Below are 23,488 nucleotides of genomic sequence, written 5' to 3'. Positions count from 1 at the left end.
TTCACGTTCTTACTTACTGTCTGTTCAGCCCCCTGCAGCCACTGCACGAAAGAAAGAAACTCCGCATGTCCACCTCCCTTTTCGATCCCATCCAGGTCGGCGACCTGCATCTGGCCAACCGCATTGCCATGGCACCGCTCACGCGCAACCGGGCCCCCGACGCCGTGCCCGCAGACATCACCGCCACCTACTATGCGCAGCGCGCCAGCGCCGGCCTGCTCATCACCGAAGCCACCGCCATCAGCCACCAAGGCCAGGGCTATGCCGACGTGCCGGGCCTGTATGGCACCGAGCAACTCGATGCTTGGAAAAAGGTGACGGCGGCCGTGCATGAGGCGGGCGGCAAGATCGTGACGCAGCTGTGGCACGTGGGCCGCATCTCGCACACGGATCTGCAACCCGACAACGGCGCACCCGTGGCGCCCTCGGCCGTCATTGCCAAGTCCAAAACCTATCTGATCGACCGTGCCACGGGCAAGGGCAGTTTTGTGCCCACATCGCACCCCCGCGCGCTTGACGCGTCCGAGCTGCCAGGCATCGTGCACGCCTTTGCTGCTGCGGCGCGCAACGCCGTGGAAACAGCCGACTTTGACGGCGTAGAAATCCACGGAGCCAACGGCTATCTGCTCGACCAGTTCCTGAAAACCGGCGCCAACCAACGCACCGACGACTACGGCGGCAGCATCGTCAATCGCGCGCGCCTGTTGCTGGAGGTGACCCGTGCCGTCGCCGACGCCGTGGGCCATGGCAAGGTGGGCATTCGCCTGTCGCCCGTCACGCCCGCCAACGACATCGTGGACGAAGACCCGCAGCCCCTGTTCGACCACGTGGTGCGCCAGCTCGCCACCATGGGCCTGGCTTACATCCACATCATCGAAGGCGCCACCGGCGGCCCCCGCGAACTGCCTGACCGCCCCTTTGACTATGCCGCGCTCAAGGCCGCCTACCGCACAGCCGGTGGCAAGGGTGCGTGGATGGTCAACAACGCCTACGACGGCGCAATGGCTGAAAAGGCAGTGGCGGATGGCTCGGCAGACATCGTGGCGTTTGGCAAGCTCTACATCGCCAACCCCGACCTCGTCGAACGACTGCGTAGCAAGGCCCCCCTGAACGAGTGGGACCAGAGCACCTTCTACGGTGGTGGCGCTAAGGGCTACATCGACTACCCTAAGCTGAAAGCATCCAAGTAACGGGCAGGCACTGCCTTCGCATCAGGGCCGTGCAAAGCAGCGCACAGCCCTCACCCAAGACCTAACCCAGCCCTATAGGGCTGGGCGCCCGCATCACGATGCGGGTGAACAGGCGGTCATAGGCTGGGTCGCGCGTCTGGCCCGCGGCCAGCGGATTGAAGTTGCTGGCAAACGCCGCGTCAATCGTGGCCCAGTCGGCGGGCTCCAGGTGCTGCTGCGCTGCAGGCAACACCACGGTTTCTTCCAGGCGCATGTGTTCCAGGTAAAAGCGGATGTAAGTCTCCAGCGCCAGCGCAAATGCCTCGCGGCGTGCATCGCCCATCAGCTCCCAAGCCAGCAGCAAATGTTGCAGCTCGCGCACCGCTGACTCGCCGCCCGCGTGGTCGCGATCAAGCTGCGCAATCATCTCAGCGGCCTCGGGGGAGCGCTGCGCCACCTTGGGAAACAGCCACTGCGATTCTTTGGGGTGGTGCTGGCGTTCGGGAAACTCGTCGATGTAGAACAACATCGCCCGCATCACGTCAAAAAACGCAGCGGGCTCGTCGCCCGGGCCCTGGTCCATCATCAAACGCAGCGAGTGCAATACCGCCGCCAGCGACGCATGCTCCTCACGAATGGTTCGCAGACTGATCGACGGCATGGCGCACTCTCCAAGATGACACGAGGCTGCAAGGGTGCCACCACGGGCCCTCCAGCGGCCTGATACAGATCAAGGGTTGAGGTGCCCGGGCCCAAGCCGGCAACAGGGCTCCCGCGTTGCCCCTGGCGGTGTTCAGCAAGCCCCGGCTGGTGCCTGCTGCAGGCACCAGGGTATGCCGATCACCCGATCAAATCTGGTTGCGAAGCCGAACGATGGCCGCGCCCACGGCACTGGAGGCCTGCAAGAACCGTGTGTTGCCGCCAGCGCATCTTCCGCCTCGCCATAGGCGCCCCGGTTGATTGTTCTGGCGATTCCGCCCGCCACCTCATGGAACTCGCGGTGCCGGTCTACCAGCGACTGGAAGGCCGGCAGCCCGGCCATAGGAGCCCCGCCCCTTGCCATGCAGCCAACGGCCCAGCTCGCAGCAATCGTCTTTGCCGATGGTGTCTGCATCGAGCTGCTCGCGTTGCTGGGCCGCCCTACGCAGCTTGGAGCGCCATGGCGCATGCGCCTTGATGGCGGATTAGAGGTCGATGCCAGGGCCCGACGACGGTGCCGCCAGTGCCATGGGGTGCATGCCCCCTGCCTGTCCACCATCGGCCAACCGGAACTGCTGCACCACCTGCGACAGGCGGGCCGCCTGCTCGCGCAGCGACTCGGCGGCAGCGGCAGACTCTTCCACCAGCGCCGCGTTCTGCTGCGTCATGCGGTCGATCTCGCCCACCGACTGGTTCACCTGGCCAATGCCTGCGGACTGTTCCGACGCGGCGGCCGTGATCTCGCCAATGATGTCGCCCACGCGCTGCACGCTGCTGACAATGTCCTTCATCGCAGTGCCCGCCTCTTCCACATGGCGCACGCCACCGTCCACCGCCGTCACGCTGTTGTTGATCAGGCCCTTGATATCGCTGGCCGCTGCAGCCGAACGCTGGGCCAGGCTGCGCACTTCACTCGCGACCACAGCAAAACCACGCCCCTGCTCGCCCGCACGCGCCGCCTCCACCGCAGCGTTCAGCGCGAGGATGTTGGTCTGGAAGGCAATCGAATCGATCAGGCCGATGATGTCGCCGATCTTGCGGCTGGAGGTGGAGATCTCGTGCATGCTGGCCACGGCTTGCTGCACCACACCGCCGCCGTGTGTGGCCATCTGCGAGGCCGACGCGGCCAGCTGGTTGGCCATTTGCGACGAAGAAGCCGTTTGCTGCACGGTGGACGTGAGCTGCGACAGCGAGGCCACGGCCTCTTGCGCATTGCTGGCCGTCTGCTCGGTGCGCTGCGACAGATCCTGGTTGCCCGTGGCGATCTCCTGGCTGGCCGTGGCGATGTTGCCGCTGGCATCACGCACCTGCGCTACCAATGCGCCCAGGCCCTGCTGCATGTCGCGCAAAGCGCGTTGCAAGTCGGCCACTTCGTCCTTGCCCTCGGCAGCAATCTGCTGCGACAAGTCCCCGCCCGCGATCGCCTGGGCCATCTTGCGCGCGTCTTCCAGCGGGTTGCAGATCGAATTCATGTTCATCAGCGTGGTGGGCACCACCACCAGCACGGTAATCAACACCGCCAGCACAAACAGCCATTTGGTCTGGCTGGAGACTTCGCCTTGTTGCTCCACGGCCTTGGCGACCTCATTGCGCAACACCGTGTCCAGCTCCACCATCAATTTGTCTGCCTGGTCAAACTCGGCAATGGCCTTGCCACTCATGCGGTTGGCAATGGTGGCGGTGTCGTAGCCACTGGCTTCAAGCTGGCGGGCCACGTGGGCAAACTGGTCTTTGTAGCTGTCGAGCTTGCCAATAATGTTGCGCGCCACGGCGTTGTCGGCATCTTCTTCACCTTCCAGAAACTTGCTGGCGGTCTTTTTGGCCTTCTCGTGGCTGGCCTGCCATTTGGCAAAAGCGGCCTTCACGGCTTCAGGCTTTTCGTAGCCGATGATCATGTCTTTTTCGTACTGGCGGATGGCGCCCATCTCGCCACGCAACTCGGCCATGTTGCTGACCTTGGCGAACGAGTGGTCCATGAAGTTCTGGCTCATGTCATGGATACGGAACATGCCCAGCATGCCCGCGCCACCCAACAAGCTCAGCAACGCCAGCACCACGGCGATGGCTCCCAGCATGCGCATTCGGATAGTGAACTGCCGCATGAATGAAAAGAGATTCATGATTTGTCGTCCTTAGATCGGAGGGTGAGGGCCTAGTGACCCTGTTCTGCAGCCACCGACCTGATACAAAACGTTGCAGTTTGCCAGACATCCATGACGATGTCGTACGTATGTATCACATTCGTCACATGCGCCAGCGCTTGAGCAGCAACGCATTGGCCATGACACTGACCGAGCTGAGCGCCATCGCCGCGCCCGCCACCACCGGGCTCAAAAAGCCCAGGGCCGCCAGCGGAATGCCCGCCACGTTGTACGCAAACGCCCAGAACAGGTTCTGGCGGATCTTCATCACCGTGCGGCGCGAGATATCCAGCGCTGCCGCCACCAGCATCGGGTCGCCGCGCATCAGCGTGATGCCCGCCGCATGCATGGCCACGTCCGTGCCATTGCCCATGGCCATGCCCACATCGGCCGCCGCCAGCGCCGGGGCATCGTTAACGCCGTCGCCCACCATCGCCACTTGATGGCGCTTGCCGTCCGGCCCCTGTTGCAACGCCACCACTTTCGCGGCCTTGTCGCCGGGCAGCACCTCGGCCATCACCTCGCCCGCGTCGGGGTCCAGCCCCAGGCGCCGGGCCATGGCCTCGGCTGCGCCCCGGTTGTCGCCCGAGATCATCACGGTGCGGATGCCACGCGCCTTCAGCGCCGCCAGCGCCTCGCGTGCGCCGGGCTTGGGTTCGTCGCCAAAGGCCATCAGGGCCCGCAAGACATAGTGGGCCCCCACGCTCGGCACTGGCGTGTCCTCGCTGCCCCCCAAGGGGGCCATCGCGGCTTCGGGCGGCCGTGCGCCGCTCAACAACCCTTCCGTCACGCGCTGGGCCACAGCCGACACGGTGGCGCCCTCGTTCTGCCACTGCTGTGCCCGCGCTGCCAGTGCCCCCAGGTCCACCCCCAACTCCAGCATCCAGCGCAGGCTGCCCACCAGATAGCTCTGGCCGTCCACCTTACCCTCGGTGCCGCGCCCGGGCACGGCGCGCACATCGTGCGCGGTGGCCACGTTGATCTGCCGCTCACCCGCAGCCGCCACCACCGCACGCGCCAGCGGGTGTTCGCTGCCGCTTTGCACCGCAGCCACCGCCGCCATCACGGCCGCATCGTCGAGGCCTGGCACCACCTCAAACGCGGTCAGCCGGGGCTGGCCCACGGTCAGCGTGCCGGTCTTGTCAAAAGCCACCGTGTCCACCTTGTAGGCCAGCTCCAGCGCCTGCACGTCCTTGATCAGGATGCCGTTCTTGGCCGCCACGCCCGTGCCCGCCATGATGGCCGCCGGTGTGGCCAGGCCCAGCGCACAGGGGCAGGCAATCACCATCACCGCCACGGCGTGGATCAGCGCGGCCTCCACGCCCACGCCCATCCACAGCCAGCCCAGCAGCGTGACCACCGCAACCACCAGCACCACCGGCACAAAGATGGCCGACACCTGGTCCACCAGCCGCTGGATGGGCGCCTTGGCCGCCTGCGCGTCTTCCACCAGCCGGATGATCTGGGCCAGCACCGTCTCGGCCCCTACAGCCGTCACCGCCATCACGATGCGGCCGTCACCGTTGATCGAGCCCCCCGTCAGCGCCGCGCCCACATCGCGCGCCACGGGCAGGGGCTCACCCGTCAACATGGATTCATCCACCTGCGTGTGGCCCTCGTGCACCGTGCCATCCACGGGGATGCGCTCACCGGGCCGCACCACCAGCTGGTCGCCCACCAGCACCTCGGCCACGGGCACATCCACCTCGCCAGATTTGGAGAGCAGATGCACCACATCCGGCCGCAGCGCATGCAGCGCGCGGATGGCTGCCGTGGTCTGCCGCTTGGCGCGCGCCTCCAGCCACTTGCCCAGCAGCACCAGCGTGACGACGACGGCCGAGGCCTCGAAGTACAGGTGCGGAACATGCCCCGGATGGTCGGTGGGCGCCGTCAGCCACAGCCACATCGACAGGCCCCAGCCCGCACTGGTGCCCATGGACACCAGCAAATCCATGTTGCCCGACAGCGCCTTGAGCGCATGCCAGCCCGCCTTGTAGAACCGCGCACCCAGAATGAACTGCACCGGCGTGGCCAGCGCGAACTGCATCCAGGCCGGCAGCATCCAGTGCTGGCCGAACAGGTCACCGATCATCGGCAGCACCAGCGGCGCCGACAGCAGCAGCCCAATGCCCACGGGCAAAAACCCCGCCCAGGGCGACAGGTCCTCCGGCGCGTCCTCCTGCCCCGCCGCACGCGGCTCGTAGCCCGCGTTGCGCACCGCGCGGCGCAGCAGCGCCTCCATGGCCGCAGCGTCAGCGCCGACTTGCGTGACAAAGGCAATGCGCGCCGACTCGGTCGCCAGGTTGACCGAGGCCTCCTGCACGCCCGGCACCTTGCGCAGTGCACGCTCCACACGGCCCACACAGCTTGCGCAGGTCATGCCAGAAATGCCCAGGTCCAGCGAGTGGACGGACTCGGGCGCGGCGGTGGGGGTTGTGGTGATGGTGTTCATGTGGGGGATGGTGATCCTTGACGTGATGGCAAGGTCAAGCATTGATATTGATCAACCCTCACATCATGAGTGTCTTGAATGTTGTTTGACTCTGCCACGATGTCAAGCGTCAACATTTGCTTCGGTCGCTGCGGTCGCTTCAACGGCCGTTTTTTAACCCCCTACAAGGACACACCATGGCAATCACCACCACGACTTTCCAAGTGCAAGGCATGACCTGCGGCCACTGCGAACGCGCCGTCACCCAGGCCATGCAGCAAATCGACCCCACCGCCCAGGTGCGCATCAACCGCGCCAGCGGCCAGGTGGACGTGGACAGCACCGCCCCGCGCGAAGCCCTGGCCGCCGCCATTGTCGAAGAAGGCTACGCCGTGGTGGCCTGAAAGCGGTTGGGCCGCCAAGCAACCCGTTCCGATCCTGGTTCGATCCCCTACCGTTCACGCTGAGCCTGTCGAAGCGCCGCGCGAGGCTTCGACAGGCTCAGCCTGGTCGGTTTTCAAAGACGAACGCGAAGCCGGACAAACAAGGCCCCATTCACACCACAAGGCCCCCACCATGACCACGCCAACGCACCTTCCCGCACACCTGCCCGCCCGCCCGTCCGCCAAAAAACCCCACAAAACGGCAACACCCCGCGCCACGTCCTGGCCCGTGCCCATCGGCATCGCCGCCCAACGCGCGGGCATCTCAGCACGCATGGTGCGGCACTACGAATCGCTGGGCCTCATCAGCGGCGTGGCGCGCACCGACAGCGGCTACCGCCAGTACACCGAGGCCGACGTGCACGCCCTGCACTTCATTCGCCGCAGCCGCGACCTCGGGTTCTCGATGGAAGAAATCGCCGAACTGCTGGGCCTGTGGCACAACCGCAGCCGCGCCAGCAGCCAGGTCAAGCGCATCGCCCAGCAGCACATCGACGACCTGAGCGAACGCATCGCGCAGATGCAGGCCATGCAGCGCTCATTGCAAACGCTGGTGTCCTGCTGCAAGGGCAACGACCGGCCCGACTGCCCGATCTTGGATGATCTGGCGGCGGGGCAGGCAGAACACGGCAGCCGCAAAACGCCTCACAAGACGCTATCAAACAAATAGCTGCTAGCGCTTATCCATCAAGCGCTAGAGTCCAAAAATACTTGAAACCTCCGTCGGCGGCCGTGGCCGCATTCGCCCATCTGATTGCGGCAGGCACCGCCACTGCCAGCCAACTGCAGTTCATTGAAGAAATGGTGCAGCATCTGACCGAGCACGGTGCCATGCCCGCTGCGCGGTTGTATGAGTCGCCGTTTACCGACATCCACGCGCAGGGGCCCGATGGCGTGTTTGAAACAACCACGGTGGAGCAGTTGTTCAAGGCACTGGGCGGTTTGGAATGGGCCAGGGCGGCGGCCTGACATCCGATCGCCAAATCCGCCAATCTGCCCCCCGTCACGGGGCCAGATATCTCTGCTGACAGCAGGCGCACTTGCCTGCTATCTCGGCTAAAACGGCGCCGACCCCGGATCCGTATCCACCGGCACGTCCTTCGGCCCCGTCACCACGCCACCCCCAGCACTTTTGCGCGCGGGAGCTGACGCAGCAGTCGGGGCTTTTGGTACGCCGGGGGCAGCAATACCGTCGGCCGCCACCGCCTGCGCTGCGCTGGCCACGCCACTTTCCGCCTCGCCGCCCAGCGCCTCAATCAAGTCCGGAATCAGCTTGACCAGCTCGCCCGTGGCAATCGCCACGTCGGTGTCAAACCCGCCGTCGTCGGCCTTGGTGCCCTCGAACACGGTGTCCAGAAACGCCACCTTTTTGATCTGCAGCCCCTCGGTCAGCATGAAGCTCACGCGGTCGTCCCAGGTGAGTGCCAGCTTGGTGGGCAGCTTGCCGGCATCGATGTGGGCCTGCACCTCTTCGATGTCCAGCGCGTGGCGGGCGTAGCGCACCACGGACTTTTCTTCGCTGGCGCTCTTGAGCTCGCACTCGCGGTCCACCGTGAAGCCCACGGGCGGCTCCTGCTCCTTGAGCCAGTGGGACATCGCAGCCTGCGGGCTGGTCTGGGTGTTGATGAGCGACACCGACAGGCCGGGCAGCGACTCGACCAGCAGCGTGACGACCTCATCGGCGCGGCCCTGGCTGGAGGTGTCCAGCACCAGCAGGCGGGACGCGGTATCGATCCAGATCCACATCGAGCCCTGCTTGGTGAAGGCCATGGGCAGCAGGTCGAGCTTGGCTTCGTCTTTCAGCTCCTTGCTTTCCTTCTTGCCGGGCTTGCGGCCGGTTTCCTGCTCGATGCGCTCGGCCTTTTCCTTCACGCGGCGGGCCAGCACGCTGCCGGGCAGCACTTTCGTTTCGACCATGAAGCGCAGGATCCACTGCCCGCCCACCGATTCGGCCAGTGGGCCATGCGGGTCACCGCGTGGCGGCACCCAGCCCAGTGATTTTTCTTGCGTGGCGCCACATTCCAGGAAGGGGGCCTTGGCCAGGGCATCTTCCACCTGCGTCAGTTCGACCTGCCATTGCGGGGCAATGCGGTACACGATCATGTTCTTGAACACGGAAAACCTTTGGTTCGGGGTCTCAGGGAGGGTTCGCTGGTCGCGTAAGGGACCAAAACCGCCATTGTCGGGGGTCACCAACCCAGGGCCCACGGCACCTGCAGGCCCTGGGGGTGAAAGTGGCACCAAACGCTCTATTTGTGATAGCTATTAGCGCTTATTCAACATCCCTAGGGATTCTCTGCACAAATCCCTGCGTAATGTGCTTACGAAGGCTTGAAGCCGAGACAATAAGGCCATGAAGCAAAGCAGCCTGGGCCTGAGCAATACCACCAAGCGCACACGCAAGCGCGAGTTCCTTGATGCGATGGAGTTGGTGGTGCCCTGGGCCGAGTTGGTCTCGCTCATTGAGCCCTACGCCCCAGAGATCGGACGCCGGGGCCAGCAGCCCTTTGCGGTGCAGACCCTGCTGCGTATCCATTTCATGCAGCAGTGGTTCAAGCTTAGCGACCCAGCCATGGAAGAGGCACTGCACGACGTGCCAGCCTTTCGGGACTTTGCCGGCCTGTCTCACTGGGACGAACACATTCCCAGTGAATCGAGCATCCTGCGTTTTCGGCATCTGCTGGAGCGCCACAAACTGGCCGATCAGATCCTCGCTACGGTCAATGCCCTGCTGCAAGCCAAAGGGCTGCAACTCAAAGCAGGCACGGTGGTGGATGCCACGCTGATTGCGGCGCCGACGTCCACCAAGAATGAAGGCAAGGCACGAGACCCCGAGATGCATCAAAGCAAGAAGGGCAACGAGTGGTACTTTGGCATGAAGGCTCACATTGGCGTGGATGCGGATTCAGGCCTGGTGCACAGCGTGCGCGGCACCAGTGGCAATGTGAACGACGTGATAGAAGCCAACAGCCTGCTGCACGGGCAAGAAACGGATGCCTTTGGCGATGCGGGCTACCAAGGAGTGGACAAGCGGCCCGATGCCAACAAGAACGTGCGCTGGCATGTAGCCATGCGCCCGGGGTTGCGCCGGGCTTTGGACAAAAACAAGCCTGTGGATGCGCTGATCGACCAACTTGAACGCACCAAGGCCAGCATCCGGGCCAAGGTGGAGCACCCGTTTCGGGTGCTCAAGCAGCAGTTCGGGTACGTGAAGGTGCGCTACCGGGGGCTCATGAAGAACACGGCGCAGATCGTCACGCTGTTTGCGCTGGGCAATCTGTGGATGGCAAGGCACAAGTTGCTGGCCTGCATGGGGCAGGTGCGCGTGCAGGGGGCTTAATGCCCCGCGAAACCGGGCAATGGCCCTCGCGCAGCGCCTGCCGGGAGTACCCAATGACCCAACGCGGGCGCTGTCTTAGTTCGGGCATCGCTACGGCACAGCCAGAACCGATTCGTGAAGAGCTTCCCTAGAGGCCAATTTCTATCAAAAATCGCACCGTTGCAGATCAACGCTTCTTGTCGCAACTTTACACAGCGTCACCCAATGCGCACGCGGCCGATACAAGCGGGGCAGACACTGGCCCTCAATCGCTGAAACGGTCGTTGCAGCGAGCTCACCACTGTGAAAGGACTCACACCATGGCATCCACTCTCCAACGCCGCTTTGCCGCTACGGCCATCCTGGCTGCCCTCTCGTTGCCCGTGCTGGCACAACAGCCCGCTGTGGCCTCACCCGCCGCATCGGCCAAGGCCACGGCACCCCAAGGCCGCCACGAGCGCCATGAGCGCCACCATGGCGACATGGCCCAGTACCACGCCAAGCACCTGGCCGACCTCAAGGCCCAGCTCAAGCTGACCGCCGCCCAGGAACCCGCCTGGACCAGCTTCACCACGGCCATGCAGCCCGACGAGCGCCCTGCCCGCCTGGACCGACTGGACCGCAAGGAAATGGACAAGCTCACCACCCCTGAGCGCATTGACCGCATGCGCGCGCTGCGTGCCCAGCACGCCGCCGAAGCCGACCGCCGGGGCGAAGCCACCAAAACCTTTTATGCCACTTTGACACCCGAGCAGCAAAAGACCTTTGATGCCCAGGCCCACCGTGGCATGCGCATGGGCGGTATGAAAGGCATGGACGGCATGAAGGGCGCCGAAGGCCACCGCCGCGGCCAACACGACCACCGTGGCGACATGCACCGGGGAGGTGAAGGCAAGCCCGGCATGGGCCCCGCAAAAATGATGCCTGCACCGGCACCAGCACCAGCACCGGCCTCCAAGTAAGCCTGCCCACGCCCCACCAGAACCAGGTCAGCGCCACCCCGGACCCAGCCTTGAAGGCTGCGGAATGGGCAACGCCCCCCCGGTTTTGCCTGCAGCCCGGTGTCCATCCATGGACACCGGGTTTTTTGTTTTGCGGGGCCGCCCTGGCATGGGATGCGCCGAATGGAGGCATGGCGTGGACAAACCTGTGGATAGTTTTGGCACAACCAGGCACTTATCCACAAAAAAATGCCCTGTGCCGAAGTTGTTGTGTGTGGGCCCCGTGTTTTGTGCACGCTGCCGCACAGACTTTGAAGCAACACAAACCCGCGCCAGCATTACGAAAAAGAGGTTTGTCCACAGAAAGGGGCCTGCTCTACTACTACTGCTATTTATATATAAAGACTTAGAAGAACAACCTGAACCCCAACATCCGGGCGCCAGTTCAGGGGTGACGCTGGCAGCGGATTTCAAAAAATAGGCGCCAAGTCCGCGCAAAAAAACGGTTGGAGGCTCCCAATGCGGGCCGGCGGACAGGTGCTCCTTTACGCGCTTACAGCCCGTATGGATCCGTTGTTTCAACTGTTTTGCTATTAATAGAGGAGCTGCTTGCGGTTGTTAGATAAGCACTAGAGGCTCATTTGACCCAAAAATGGAACCATTCCCAGCCCGGTGCGTAAGACTGGGGATAGATCTGGCACAACCGACCGGTTATCCACAGCAACGAGCCCAGGCCGCCTTTTGTCCCCGTTATGGCGACAGCGGCAACAGGGATTCGTGCACAGGGTTGCCACGTTCGCAAGTGGGCGCCGTGGCTGGGGAAAACACAGTTGTCCACACCAGAAGGAGCCCTCTACTACTACGACTATGTATCAATAGAAGATATAAGAAGAAGACAGAGGACAACATCGACACGCAGCCCACCGCCGCAACAGATGCGGGGCTCTGATGTAGAGGGGACGGCGGCTCGCTCGAATGGTTAAGAACGTGGACACGTTCTGAGCCCGCCATGCGTGTATGGCGGTGGATCGGTGGATATCCACGCGAAAACCCATACGGCAGGCGAAAAAAAACCGCCGGAGGCGGCGGTCTGGTTTGGGTGCGGCAGATGCCAGCGCACAGCCCTTTAAACAGGGGGATGCCGCAGGAAGGCCTCCAGAAGGTCCACAGACAGGGGGCGGCTGAAGAGGTAACCCTGGTAGAGCTGGCAACCCGCTTCGGCCAGCAGCGCGCGTTGCTCGGGGGTTTCCACCCCTTCGGCGATCACCTCCAGGCCCAGATTGCGCGACAGGCCGATGATGGTGTCCACAATGGCGGCATCGTTGGGGTCGGTGAACAGGTCGCGCACAAAACTCTGGTCGATCTTGAGCTGGTCCAGCGGCATGCGCTTGAGGTAGCTGAGCGATGAGTAGCCCGTGCCAAAGTCGTCCAGCGAAAACCCCACGCCATAGGAGCGCAGGGCCGCCATGGTGGCGATGGTGGTTTCCATGTCTTCCACCAGCACGCTTTCGGTCAGCTCCAGCTTGAGCTGGCCCGAAGGTGCCCCGGTGATGGCGAGCACGCGGGCCACGTCGTCCACAAAACTGGCATGGAGAAACTGGCGCGAACTCACGTTGACGGCCATGGTCAGGTGGGCCAGCGCGGGGTCGTCCTTCCAGCTGGCCAGCTGCTTGCACGCGGTGTGCAGCACCCAGCGGCCCAGCGGCAGGATGAGCCCGGTTTCTTCGGCCAGCGGGATGAACTGGGCGGGTGACACCATGCCCCGCTGCGGGTGGGCCCAGCGCACCAGCGCCTCGACCCCCACGCAGCGGCCCGAGTTGTGCATTTGCGGCTGAAAGTGCAGCAGAAATTCGTCTTGTGCGAGTGCTGCGCGCAGGTCGGTCTCCAGCGCGGCCCGGGCCGTGACCACGGCCTGCATGTCGGGGTCAAAAAATCGCAGCGTGTTGCGGCCTGCGGTTTTGGCCTGGTACATGGCCAGGTCAGCCTGCTTGAGCAACTCGCCCACGCTGGTCTGTTCGCCCGTGAACGGTGCAACGCCGATGCTTGGCGTGCTGCGGTATTGGTAGCCGGCCAGCGCATAGGGAACGGCCAGCATGGTGAGGATTTTTTCACCCACGCCGCGCGCATGCAGTGCCAGCTCATGGGGCTTTGCCGACAGCTCTTCGAGCATCACCACAAACTCGTCGCCACCCAGGCGGGCTACGGTGTCCACGCTGCGCACGCAGGTGTTCAGGCGCTGCGCAACCTGTTGCAGCAGCAGGTCGCCCTGGTCATGGCCCAGCGTGTCGTTCAGGGTCTTGAAGTTGTCCAGGTCGATGAACAGCAGCGCCCCGCCCTGCTGGCGGCGCTGTGCGTTGGCCAGCGCCTGGCCCATGCGGTCCATGAGCAGCATGCGGTTGGGCAGGCCGGTGAGCGCGTCGTAGAACGCCAGCCGCTGGATCTCACGCTCGCTGGCCTTGCGCTGGCGGATGTCGGTGTTGATGGCGAGGATCGATTGCGGCTGGCCGTCGTCACCGCGTACCAGTGTCCAGCGGCCCTCCACCTCAATGACGCTGCCGTCCCGGTGGCGCTGCACGATTTCGCCGGTCCACTCGCCTTGCTCTAGCACTGTCTGGGTCGCGTGTCGGAAATGGGTGGGGTCATCGTAGAGCAGGGTTTCGATGGATTGGCCCAGGGCCAACATCTGCGACCAGCCATACAGGCGCTCTGCACTCTTGTTCCAGAAAATGATGTGGTGCTCCAGGTCGCGCACCAAAATAGCGTCCTGTGCCTTGTCCAGCAGCGAGGCCTGGTGGCGAATGCGCGCGTCCGCCAGCTGGCGGTCGATCTCAGCCGAGGCGCGCGCGGCAAAAATCTGCAGCGTCGAGGTGATGAAATCGGTCTCGGCAATGGGCTGTCGAAACAGCACGAACACGATGCCCACCACTTCGCCATCGGCATTGCACAACTGCTGGCCTGCGTAACCCTGGGCGCCCACGTAGCGAAGAATGGGGGCCTGCGGGTACAGCTGCTGAACCTTCTCGGTCACCACGTACTGGCGGTGGGTCAGCAATTGCAGGCTGGGGGTGTTCTCGAGCGCATATTCATCGTTGGGCAGCATCTGGCCATCGAGCACGGCCGCGAGTGTGATAACCCGGGGAGGGCGATCGCCCGCAGCGGGCAGCAGCCGCACCACGCAGCCGCCCTGCGCGCCCAGGGCATCGGCCATGTTGCGCACCAGCTGCACAAAAAACTCGGTGCCGGTGCTGGCTGAAACAGCCGCTGCCACCTTGAGCACCGACGCCTGTAGCCGCTGTTGCGCCTTTTGTGCCCGCAGGCTCGTGATCCCGAAGGCGAGGTCGTTGGAGAGCTCTTGCAGCAGCGCGGCCTCCTGGGCGCTGATCTGCAGGATGTCGGGCGCATACAGGTACAGCAGGCCAAAGGTGCGGTCCCGGTCACGCAATGGCAGACAGATCACGCCATGAAAGCCGTGGTTGAGCATGTGCTCGGTCCAGTCCGAAAAATTGTCCTCGGTGCGGATGTCCTGCACGATCACAGGCTGGCCAGTGCGCACGGCCATGCCCGCCGGCCCCCGGCCCGAGACGTGATCGGCCGACCAGCTCAGGGCCAAGTTCTCCAGGTAGTCAGGGTTGTAGCCCGCATGTGCCACGGGAAGAATGGACTTTTGTTCATCGTCTTGGGCAAAACCGACCCACCCCATGCGGTAGCCACCGATGTCCACCGCAATCTGGCAGATGGCTTGCAGCAAGGTGGTTTCTGAGGTGGCGCGCACCAGTGTCTCGTTGCAGGCACTCAGCAGTCGCTGCGCACGGCCCATGCGCGCAAGCTCGGCGTCGGTGCGCAGGCGCTCGGTCACGTCGATGGCGAGCACCTGGCGTGCGGGGCGGCCATTGAAGCTGATGCGGCCGGCCGTAATCTCCATGTCTGTGAAAGAGCCGTCTTTCTTGACATGGCGGCTGATGATGGGCTTTTTGCGCTCATCGATCGAGATGGCGCTGATACGGGCCTTGACGCTCGCGCGCCGGTCCTCGGGCCACAGATCCGTCATCGCCATGGACAGCAATTCGGCTTCCGTGTAGCCGTAATGTGTCTCCATCGACCGGTTCACGGCCAGCAGGCGCAGGCTTTCCTTGTCATACACCCACATCGGGTGCGGGTGCTCGTCAAACAGCATGCGGTATTGCAGCTCGGACGCATGCAGGCGCCCGGCCACATGCCTGAGCTGCACCATGGCACCGAGTGACTCGGTCAGGATCTCCAGGTGCGCCACATCGCGCTGCGAAAACGCATTGACTTTGTCTGACGTGACCTTGAGCGCACCCACAATCACGTCGCCGCTGCGCAGTGGCACGGCCATCACCGAGCGCACGCCTTGGCGGTGGGGCATGTGGGCCATGTCCCAGCCTTGCGCTTCGGTGTCATTGCACACAATCGTGCGCCCCTCGCTCAGCGTCGACCACAGCAGGCTCTGGTCCACCGGCAGCAAATGCCCCACGGGCCGCACATGGTCGCCCGCCGCAGCTTGCGCCAGCAGTTGGCCGTCCTGCAACAGCTCTACCACCGCGCCGCGCGCATTGGTCTGGCGCAGCACGGTGTCTGCCACCAGTTGCAGCACGTCGGGCAAAGGCATTTCGAGCGACGAGATGCGCTGCTGCACCTGCAGCAAATCGGCATGGTTTTGGGCGTCGTTCTGGGCGTCGATCTCGGCCAGCTTCTGTGTGCTGATATCGGTCACGCCACCGACCATGCGCACGGCTTTTCCCTGAGGGTCGCGAATCAGAAAACCGCGATCCGACACCCACGCATAGCTGCCATCGTGGCGGCGAAACCGGTATTGCGCTGTCCAGTGGTTGGTGGTGCCCGCAATGGCGGCCTCGATGCTGCGCAGCAGCTCGTCGCCATCATCGGGATGCAGGCGTAGCGTCCAGGAGGTGCTGTCGGGTGGGAGCTCAGCCTGCGACACGCCAAAGAGGGTCTGCATGCCCTCGTTCCACCACATCGCATCGGTCTGCAGGTTCCAGTCCCACACCGCGTCGGCCGTGGCGCGCGCAACCAGGTGAAACCGCTCTTCGCTGATGTGGCGGTCTTCAAGCGCCTGGTGCTGTGCCGAGATGTCCTGGAAAGCGCCTTGCACGCGGACGATATTGCCGCTGGCGTCGCGCACTGCTTCGCCCGCAGTGCGCACCCAGAAACACCGGTTGCCTGGAATGACCACCTCCGCTTCGAGATCGAACGCCACGCCCTTGCGCATGCAGTCGTCGAACGCGCGGCGCACGGTGGTGCGGTGGGGTTCGGTGTAGAGCTGAAGGATCCCTTCCACGGTGCCCGCGCGCTCGGTCAGCCCGAAGGTGGTGGCAATCTCGGGCGACCAGACGAGTTGCATGCCAGGCAGCGTCACGATCCAGCCGCCGATGCGTGCAATCTGCCCTGCAACACGCAAGGCCTCGCTCTGTGCCACCAGCTCGGCATGCATGCGGTCACGCTCGGCGGCCAGATGGCCCAGTACCTGCTTTTGGCGGCGCAACTCCAGCTGCGCCATCGCCTGCCGGGCCAAAATCTGCAGTCCCTCAATCTGCTCGGGCTGTATGGCGCGGGCCACACCATCGAGCACGGCCAGGGTGCCCAGCGCAAAACCGTCGTGGGTGACCAATGGCACACACGCGTAGAACCGGACGTGGGGGGCCTCGCGCACCAGCGGGTTATCGGCAAACGTGGGATGCAGCGTGGCATCGGGCACCACCACGGGTTCACGGCTGCCGCTGAGGGCGTGTGCACAGAAGGCGATGGCGCGGTCCGTCTCCCGAAACGGGACACCCACCGCCGCCTTGAACCATTGGCGCTTGTTGTCCACAAAATTGACCACCGCCATCGGACACTGGCAGATGCGTGCCGCCAGTTGGGCCAGTTGGTCAAAACTCTCTTCAGCAGGGGTGTCCAGGATCGCGTAAGCCTGCAATGCCTGGAGCCGTGCGGCTTCTGCGGTGGCTTGCGCTGGTGGCATGCTCATTGACCCCCACGGGCATTGCGCGCGCGCCTCGCCCGCCTGACCGCAGCGGCCAGGTGGTCGGGGAGGGTGTGATGCGACGTGGGCAAAGCGTTTTTGGAGGGCGGGTGGCGCGCGCATGGCGGCCGCCACCCCGGGTCAAAACCAGAGGGCCGGGACCCCCGGCTAGAAGCATGGGCAATGCTACACCCAGCAGCCTTGTATTGCAGCAAGAGCCCATGCGGGTTTGCCCCAAAAGCCCACAGGCCCCGAAACGGTGCAGCCGTGCCGCATGGCGGTTGCGCGTGCCGTGTCGCCAGGCTTGTTCAGGCGCGGGTGCGGCGCATGCGCACCGCACTGGCCAGCGACTGCAACACCGGTGTGGTTTGCGCCATGCTGATGCAGGCATCGGTCACCGACACACCGGGTTTGAGCGCCTGGCCGGCAATGATGTCCTGGCGGCCCTCTTGCAGATGGCTTTCGATCATGAGGCCTGTGATGCGCTTGTCGCCAGCGGCAATCTGCTCAGCCACTTCACCCGCCACCACGATCTGCCGCTGGTGCTGCTTGCTGCTGTTGGCGTGGCTGACGTCAATCATGACCTGTTCACGCAAGCCCGCTGCCTTGAGCACGGCGCAGGTGGCATCCACATCGGCAGCGCCGTAGTTGGTCTGTTTTCCGCCCCGCAAAATCACATGGCAATCGTGGTTGCCGCGTGTCTCAAAGATCGCAGCCTGGCCCATCTTGGTCATGCCCATGAAGGCGTGCGGTGCCTGCGCGGCCTGGATGGCGTCGCTCGCCACCTTCACGCCGCCATCGGTGCCATTCTTGAAACCCACGGGGCAGCTCAAGCCACTGGCCAGCTGGCGGTGGCTCTGGCTCTCGGTGGTGCGCGCCCCAATCGCGCCCCAGCTCACCAGGTCGCTGATGAACTGCGGGGACAGCAGGTCCAGGAACTCGGTGCCCACCGGCAGGCCGACCGCGAGCACATCCAGCAGCAACTGGCGGGCCCGCTCCAGCCCTTCATTGATGGCAAAGCTGCCGTCCAGGCGCGGGTCGTTGATATAGCCCTTCCACCCCACGGTGGTGCGGGGTTTCTCGAAATAGACGCGCATCACGATGAGCAGATCGTCCTGCAGGGCATCGGCCTGTTGCTTGAGCTGGTGCGCATATTCCATTGCCTGGCTGTGGTCGTGGATGGAGCAGGGCCCCACCACCACGATGAGCCGGTCGTCCTGGCCGTGCAGTACGCGCGAGATGGCAGCGCGGCTGGTTTCCACCAGCGTTTGCGCAGCGTCAGGGGTGGGCAGCCATTCTTGCAGCAGCGCGGGCGTGATGAGCGGGCGCACGGCCTTGATGCGCGTGTCGTCGATGCGCGTGGTGTCGAGGGTAGAAAGCGGGGTGGCGGAGTGGTGGGCGTGGGTCATGGTGGCCCCGATTGTCGCGGAGCCCGGTCGCTGACCGAATTGAGGCACGTTGCTGGATACCGGCGCGGCCTTCGCGAGAGACGCAGAGCAAGGGCCGCCCCGCAGCGAGTGCGTCGTCCCCCTGCCCGCAGCGCGCAGCGATGCGAGAGCGGGAGGAAGCGGCGAAGCCGCTCAGGGGGTGTCCGAATTCAAGGCCGGCGAAACGACGCGTTCTGCCGTGCCCAATAGCGTGACTGCAACTGATCGAGCCGCACTTCGCCGCCGGTCGACGGCGCATGCACAAAACGTCCCTCGCCCACATAGATGCCGGCGTGGGTGGGTGCCCGGCCACGGCCAAATACCACCAGGTCACCGGTGCGCAGTTCTGCGCCGTCGATGGGGTAGCCCCAGTTGTTGAGCTGGGCCACGGTGCGTGGGGGCGGTGTGCCCACCTGGTTGCGGTACACGTAGCCGATCAGGCCACTGCAGTCAAAACCCGAGTCGGGGGTGTTGCCGCCGTAGCGATACGGTGTGCCCACCAGGCCCAGTGCGTGGATCGCGATGTCGTGTGCCTGATCGGGTGTGAGCGGCGGCGTGGTGCGTGGTGCGGCAAAGGCTGGGGGCGGGGAATACGATGATGGAGGCCGCGACGTACCGCAGCCGGCCAGCACCAACAGGGCGGCGGTGCAGGCGGCAAGGCTTAGGTGGTGAAAGGCGCGCATGGGCCGAAGGGTAACGGATGGCGCGCGGTACGGGCGCCTACTCCACCGGCTGCCAGGGGATATTGGTCAAAAATGCCACCAGCGCTTGTCCTTCAAGCGCCAGCAGCTATCGTTTTTAACAATGCACTGAACTCAGAACGTGAACGCGTTCTTACGCCAGCGCCACGGCTTGGGCCGCCGTACGCCGCACCATCAAGCGGTTGGCCACGCTCACGATCGCCTGTACCGAGGCGGTCACGATGTTGTGGCGGGCGCCTGCCCCAAAGGTGGAACCCGCCACGCCGTCCATGGCTGCTTCCACGATCGCCATCGCCTGGGCGTTGGCGCCCGTGCCGGTGGCGCGTTCTTCGTAGTGGTCCACACGCAGTGGCAGGCCAAGGGCATCCACCGTGGCGGCGATGGGCCCGTTGCCCTGGCCGCGCAGCGTCTGGCGGGTGCCGTCGATGGTCACATCCAGCTCGATGCCCTGGCCGTCTTCATCGATGCGGTGGCTGTGGCAGACGATAGCGGCCTGCACCGTGGCCTGCAGGTAGGTCGCCTGGAACAGGCTCCACAGCGCATCGCCCGTCATCTCGCTTTCGCTGGCATCGGTCTGGCGCTGCACCACGGCGCTGAACTCCACCTGCATGCGCCGCGGCATTACCACGCCATGTTCGCGTTCGAGCAAGAAGGCGATGCCGCCCTTGCCCGACTGGCTGTTCACACGGATCACGCTGTCGTAGGTGCGGCCGAGGTCGGCTGGGTCGATGGGCAGGTAGGGCACTTCCCACAAGGCATGAGGGTCTTGTGCCGCAAAGCCTTTCTTGATCGCGTCCTGGTGCGAGCCCGAGAACGCGGTGAACACCAGGTCGCCCGCATACGGGTGGCGCGGATGCACGGGCAGCGAGGTGCATTCCTCTGCAATGCGCGCGACCGAGGTGATGTCCGAAAAGTCGAGGTTCGGGTGCACGCCCTGTGTGTACATGTTGAGCGCCAGCGTCACGATGTCCACATTGCCGCAGCGCTCGCCGTTGCCAAAGAGGCAGCCTTCCACACGGTCGGCACCGGCCATCATCGCAAGTTCTGCCGCCGCCACGCCCGTGCCCCGGTCGTTGTGTGGGTGCACCGACAGCACGATGTGCTCGCGTGGCGACAGGCGGCGGTCCATCCATTCGATCTGGTCGGCAAACACGTTGGGCGTGGCGTTTTCCACCGTGGTGGGCAGGTTGATGATGATGGGGCGGCCGGGGCCGGCATTCCAGGCCGCGATGGCCGTCTGGCAGGCCTTGAGCGAGACGTCGAGCTCGGTGGCGCTGAAGGTCTCGGGCGAATACTGCAAGGTCCACTGCGTTTCGGGCTGGGCGTCGGTGAGCTGCTTGAGGTAGCCCACGTGGTGGCTGATGAGTTGCATCACCTGCGTCACGTTCATGCCGAACACGATGCGCCGCCAGGCGGGCGCGGTGGCGTTGTAGAGGTGCACGATGGCCTTGGGGGCGCCCTTGACGGCCTCGACCGTGCGCGTGATCAGGTCCTCGCGCGACTGGGTCATGACCATGATGGTCACGTCGTCGGGGATCAGGTTCTCGTCGATGAGGCGGCGCACAAAGTCAAAGTCGATTTGTGACGCGGCCGGAAAGCCGACCTCGATCTCCTTGAAGCCGATGCGCACCAGTTCGTGAAAGAGCTTCATCTTGCGCTCGCCATTCATGGGCTCGAACAAGGCCTGGTTGCCGTCGCGCAGGTCGGTGGAGAGCCACACGGGCGCGCGGGTGATGCTGCGCGACGGCCACTGGCGGTCGGTCAACGCGACAGGGGCGATGGGCTGGTATTTGGTAGCGGGCTTGGCAATCATGAGAGGCTCCACGAACGGTGTGTGCGGTGTGCAAAACAAGCACGGTGCACGGGTCAGACGAAATAGAAACGAATGACATCCCCTGCAGCCCTTTGCATGTGTGCAAAGGCTGGTTCGCGGGCCGGGGTCAGGGGGAGATCAGGTGTTGCGCTGAGCGAATCAGGCAACGAGGGTGGCGAACGCAGGCAGACCCCGGCCAGGCACTAGGCCTAGCGATAGGGTGGATAGGAGCATGCTGCGTTGCATAGCGGTCGAAGATAGCACAGGCTTGCTGCAGTACGCAACAATTTGAACGAAAAATGCCTCTAGCGCTTTTAGGATAAGCGCTGACAGCTATCGAATTGATAGTAATGACCGATGGTAGGATGGCAAACGCCGCCCTTGCCCCACCCTTGAACCGCCCTTCAACGGCCACCTACCCCCTCTTCAGGAGACCCCATGCCCTACATGCTGCTCATCATGGAACCCCACGGCCAGCGGGCCGAAAGGGGGCTGGTTGGCGGGCAAGAGGCCTATGCCCGCATGCAGCGTTTTGGCGAGGGCCTGAAGGCCCGGGGCCTGCTGCGCGCCACTGAATCCCTGGCCTCTACCGAGCAGGCGGTGCGGCTGCAGGTGCGCGAGGGCCACGCCCGCCTGGTGGACGGCCCGTTCACCGAGACCAAGGAGATGGTGGGCGGCTTTTTTCTGATCGACTGCGCCACGCGCGATGAGGCGGTGGCCATTGCCCGCGAGTGCCCCGCCGCAGAATGGGCCACGGTAGAGGTGCGCGAGCTGGCGCCCTGCTACCACGGCGCGGTGGGTTGAACGTCGGCAGGCCTGTGGCCTGCGCCGCCCCGCATCCGGTCATCGTTTTTTTTCAAGGGCGTTTGTCGATCTGGCAGGTTCTTGTTCGTCGTGTGGTTGAAGGCCGCAGATTCCCCTGTGGCTCCCCATCTGAACCAGGAGAACCCCATGCGATTCATGATCATCATCAAAGCCACGGCCGAAACCGAACAAGGCGGCATGCCCAGCAGCGCCTTGATGGCCGACATGGCCCGCTACCACGAGGCACTGGACCGCGCCGGTGTGCTGCTTGATGGCAGCGGCCTGCAGCCCACCTCCAAGGGCTGGCGCGTGCGCTACAGCGCCGCTGGCCGCACCGTCACCGACGGCCCTTTCACCGAAACCAAGGAGCTGATCGCGGGCTACACCCTGATCCAGGTGCGCAGCCGCGACGAGGCGCTGGAATGGACGCGCCGCTTTCCCAACCCGCGCGGCGAGGGGCTCGACGCCGAGATCGAAGTGCGCCAGCTCTATGAGATGGAAGACTTTGCCGGGGTGGACGGCGTCGAGCAGTTTCGCGACCTCGAAGCCCTGCGCGGCTGATGCCATGGCACGAAGGACACCCTCCATGATCAAGACCATTGCCCTCGTGTTGCTGGCGGCGCTGGCTCTGCTGCTGGCGTTTGCCGCCACCCGCCCCGACACCTTCCGCGTGGAGCGCAGCCGCGTGATCTCTGCACCGCCTGAGCGCCTGTATGGGCTCATCCACGACCTGCGCCAGTTCAACACCTGGAACCCCTACGAGCGCAAGGACCCGGCCATCCAGGGCGAATACAGCGCCACCACCACCGGCCCTGGCGCGCGCTACGCCTGGCGGGGCGACAAGGTGGGTGTGGGCAGCATGGAGATCGTGGAGGCCACCGCGCCCCGCCGCGTGGGCATGCAGCTCGACTTTGTGAAACCCTTTGAAGCGCACAACCAGGTGGAATTCACGTTGCAGCCCGAGGGCGCGGGTGCCACCCGCGTCACCTGGGCGATGCAAGGCCCGGTGCCCTATCTGGCCAAGATCGCCCACCTGGTGTTCAACATGGACCGCATGGTGGGGCAGGACTTTGAAGACGGCCTGGCCAACCTGCAGGCCGTGGCCCAAAAGCCGGCAGGCTGATGGCTGCCACGTGCTTTGCGAAACCGCTGTTTCCCCTTACCGTTTCTACCCCTCAGGAGTTTTTCATGCACCAACAAATCTTCGTGAACCTGCCCATCGAGAACATGGCCCGCTCGCAGGCGTTCTTCCGTGCGCTGGGCTACGAGTTCAACCCCCAGTTCACCAACGACCAGGGCGCCTGCCTGGTGGTGGGCGAAAACCTCTTCGTGATGCTGCTGGTCAAGGATTTCTACCAGACCTTCACCAGCAAGACGATTGCCGATGCGCGCACCACATCGGAGGTGCTGGTGTGCTTCTCGTGCAACAGCCGTGAGGAGGTCGATGCCTTGGCCGAAAAGGCCGTCGCGGCAGGCGCCACCACGCCCCGCCCGGTGCAGGACCTGGGCTTCATGTACTCGCGCAGCTTTGACGACCTGGATGGCCACACCTGGGAGTTTGTGCACATGGTGGACGCAAGCCAAGCCCAGGGCTGACTG

18 protein-coding genes are annotated in these 23,488 nt (G+C 64.3%); 10 read left to right on the top strand and 8 right to left on the bottom strand.

The window, feature by feature from the left end:
• Positions 1-65 precede the first annotated feature (65 nt).
• Positions 66-1,190: an alkene reductase gene (locus KI609_RS00370; RefSeq protein ID WP_226445871.1), complete on the top strand. Its 1,125-nt coding sequence runs from the start codon at positions 66-68 to the stop codon at positions 1,188-1,190.
• Positions 1,191-1,251: 61 nt separating this feature from the next.
• On the opposite strand, the gene KI609_RS00365 is transcribed toward KI609_RS00370, so the two are convergent.
• The 3 genes from KI609_RS00365 to KI609_RS00355 all read right to left on the bottom strand — a co-directional run bounded on the left by KI609_RS00365 (position 1,252) and on the right by KI609_RS00355 (position 6,461).
• Complete coding sequence (locus KI609_RS00365; protein ID WP_226445870.1) at positions 1,252-1,830, bottom strand: hemerythrin domain-containing protein; 579 nt, start codon at positions 1,828-1,830, stop codon at positions 1,252-1,254.
• A gap of 523 nt (positions 1,831-2,353) precedes the next feature.
• The gene (locus KI609_RS00360) at positions 2,354-3,988 is read right to left on the bottom strand and encodes a methyl-accepting chemotaxis protein (RefSeq protein WP_226445869.1); all 1,635 of its coding nucleotides are present in this window, start codon (positions 3,986-3,988) and stop codon (positions 2,354-2,356) included.
• A 124-nt stretch (positions 3,989-4,112) separates the two neighbouring features.
• A complete protein-coding gene (locus tag KI609_RS00355; RefSeq protein WP_226445868.1) occupies positions 4,113-6,461 on the bottom strand; it encodes a heavy metal translocating P-type ATPase in 2,349 nt (782 codons plus the stop codon).
• Between the two features lie 176 nt (positions 6,462-6,637).
• Here KI609_RS00355 and KI609_RS00350 point away from each other — a divergent pair, with 176 nt between their 5' ends.
• The 3 genes from KI609_RS00350 (at position 6,638) to KI609_RS00340 (ending at position 7,852) form a co-directional block, all read left to right on the top strand.
• A complete protein-coding gene (locus tag KI609_RS00350; protein WP_226445867.1) occupies positions 6,638-6,844 on the top strand; it encodes a heavy-metal-associated domain-containing protein in 207 nt (68 codons plus the stop codon).
• Positions 6,845-7,016: 172 nt separating this feature from the next.
• Positions 7,017-7,553 carry a Cu(I)-responsive transcriptional regulator gene (gene cueR / locus KI609_RS00345; RefSeq protein ID WP_226445866.1) on the top strand — a complete coding sequence of 179 codons (537 nt, stop codon included), beginning with the start codon at positions 7,017-7,019 and terminating at the stop codon, positions 7,551-7,553.
• Positions 7,554-7,594: 41 nt separating this feature from the next.
• Positions 7,595-7,852: a type I restriction-modification enzyme R subunit C-terminal domain-containing protein gene (locus KI609_RS00340; RefSeq protein ID WP_226445865.1), complete on the top strand. Its 258-nt coding sequence runs from the start codon at positions 7,595-7,597 to the stop codon at positions 7,850-7,852.
• Between the two features lie 87 nt (positions 7,853-7,939).
• Here KI609_RS00340 and KI609_RS00335 read toward each other — a convergent pair whose 3' ends face one another.
• Positions 7,940-8,998 carry a recombination-associated protein RdgC gene (locus tag KI609_RS00335; RefSeq protein WP_226445864.1) on the bottom strand — a complete coding sequence of 353 codons (1,059 nt, stop codon included), beginning with the start codon at positions 8,996-8,998 and terminating at the stop codon, positions 7,940-7,942.
• A 238-nt stretch (positions 8,999-9,236) separates the two neighbouring features.
• Here KI609_RS00335 and KI609_RS00330 point away from each other — a divergent pair, with 238 nt between their 5' ends.
• Entirely contained in the window at positions 9,237-10,223 is a 987-nt protein-coding gene (locus tag KI609_RS00330) for an IS5 family transposase (protein WP_226443853.1), read from the top strand.
• A gap of 299 nt (positions 10,224-10,522) precedes the next feature.
• Positions 10,523-11,164, top strand: coding sequence for a Spy/CpxP family protein refolding chaperone (locus KI609_RS00325; protein ID WP_226445863.1), 642 nt, complete (start codon positions 10,523-10,525; stop codon positions 11,162-11,164).
• A gap of 1,105 nt (positions 11,165-12,269) precedes the next feature.
• Here KI609_RS00325 and KI609_RS00320 read toward each other — a convergent pair.
• The 4 genes from KI609_RS00320 to leuA form a co-directional block, all read right to left on the bottom strand.
• Positions 12,270-17,144, bottom strand: coding sequence for an EAL domain-containing protein (locus KI609_RS00320; RefSeq protein ID WP_226450602.1), 4,875 nt, complete (start codon positions 17,142-17,144; stop codon positions 12,270-12,272).
• A gap of 308 nt (positions 17,145-17,452) precedes the next feature.
• A complete protein-coding gene (locus KI609_RS00315) occupies positions 17,453-18,553 on the bottom strand; it encodes a 3-deoxy-7-phosphoheptulonate synthase (protein ID WP_226445862.1) in 1,101 nt (366 codons plus the stop codon).
• A 188-nt stretch (positions 18,554-18,741) separates the two neighbouring features.
• Positions 18,742-19,254, bottom strand: a complete 513-nt coding sequence (locus tag KI609_RS00310) for a C40 family peptidase (RefSeq protein ID WP_226445861.1) — start codon at positions 19,252-19,254, stop codon at positions 18,742-18,744.
• Positions 19,255-19,405: 151 nt separating this feature from the next.
• Complete coding sequence (gene leuA, locus KI609_RS00305; RefSeq protein WP_226445860.1) at positions 19,406-21,085, bottom strand: 2-isopropylmalate synthase; 1,680 nt, start codon at positions 21,083-21,085, stop codon at positions 19,406-19,408.
• A 438-nt stretch (positions 21,086-21,523) separates the two neighbouring features.
• Here leuA and KI609_RS00300 point away from each other — a divergent pair, with 438 nt between their 5' ends.
• The 4 genes from KI609_RS00300 (at position 21,524) to KI609_RS00285 (ending at position 23,485) form a co-directional block, all read left to right on the top strand.
• Positions 21,524-21,889, top strand: a complete 366-nt coding sequence (locus KI609_RS00300; protein ID WP_226445859.1) for a YciI family protein — start codon at positions 21,524-21,526, stop codon at positions 21,887-21,889.
• Positions 21,890-22,036: 147 nt separating this feature from the next.
• Positions 22,037-22,450 (top strand): YciI family protein, encoded by a 414-nt coding sequence (locus KI609_RS00295; RefSeq protein ID WP_226445858.1) that lies wholly within the window; start codon positions 22,037-22,039, stop codon positions 22,448-22,450.
• Between the two features lie 25 nt (positions 22,451-22,475).
• On the top strand, positions 22,476-23,012 hold the full coding sequence (locus KI609_RS00290; RefSeq protein ID WP_226445857.1) for an SRPBCC family protein: 537 nt from the start codon (positions 22,476-22,478) through the stop codon (positions 23,010-23,012).
• A 65-nt stretch (positions 23,013-23,077) separates the two neighbouring features.
• Entirely contained in the window at positions 23,078-23,485 is a 408-nt protein-coding gene (locus tag KI609_RS00285) for a VOC family protein (RefSeq protein ID WP_226445856.1), read from the top strand.
• Positions 23,486-23,488: the final 3 nt, after the last annotated feature.

The organism is Acidovorax radicis (genome assembly GCF_020510705.1).
Classification (GTDB): Bacteria; Pseudomonadota; Gammaproteobacteria; order Burkholderiales; family Burkholderiaceae_C; genus Acidovorax; species Acidovorax radicis_A.
The sequence above is the reverse complement of the archived record's forward strand: the minus strand, read 5'-3'. Positions and strand labels throughout refer to the sequence as shown.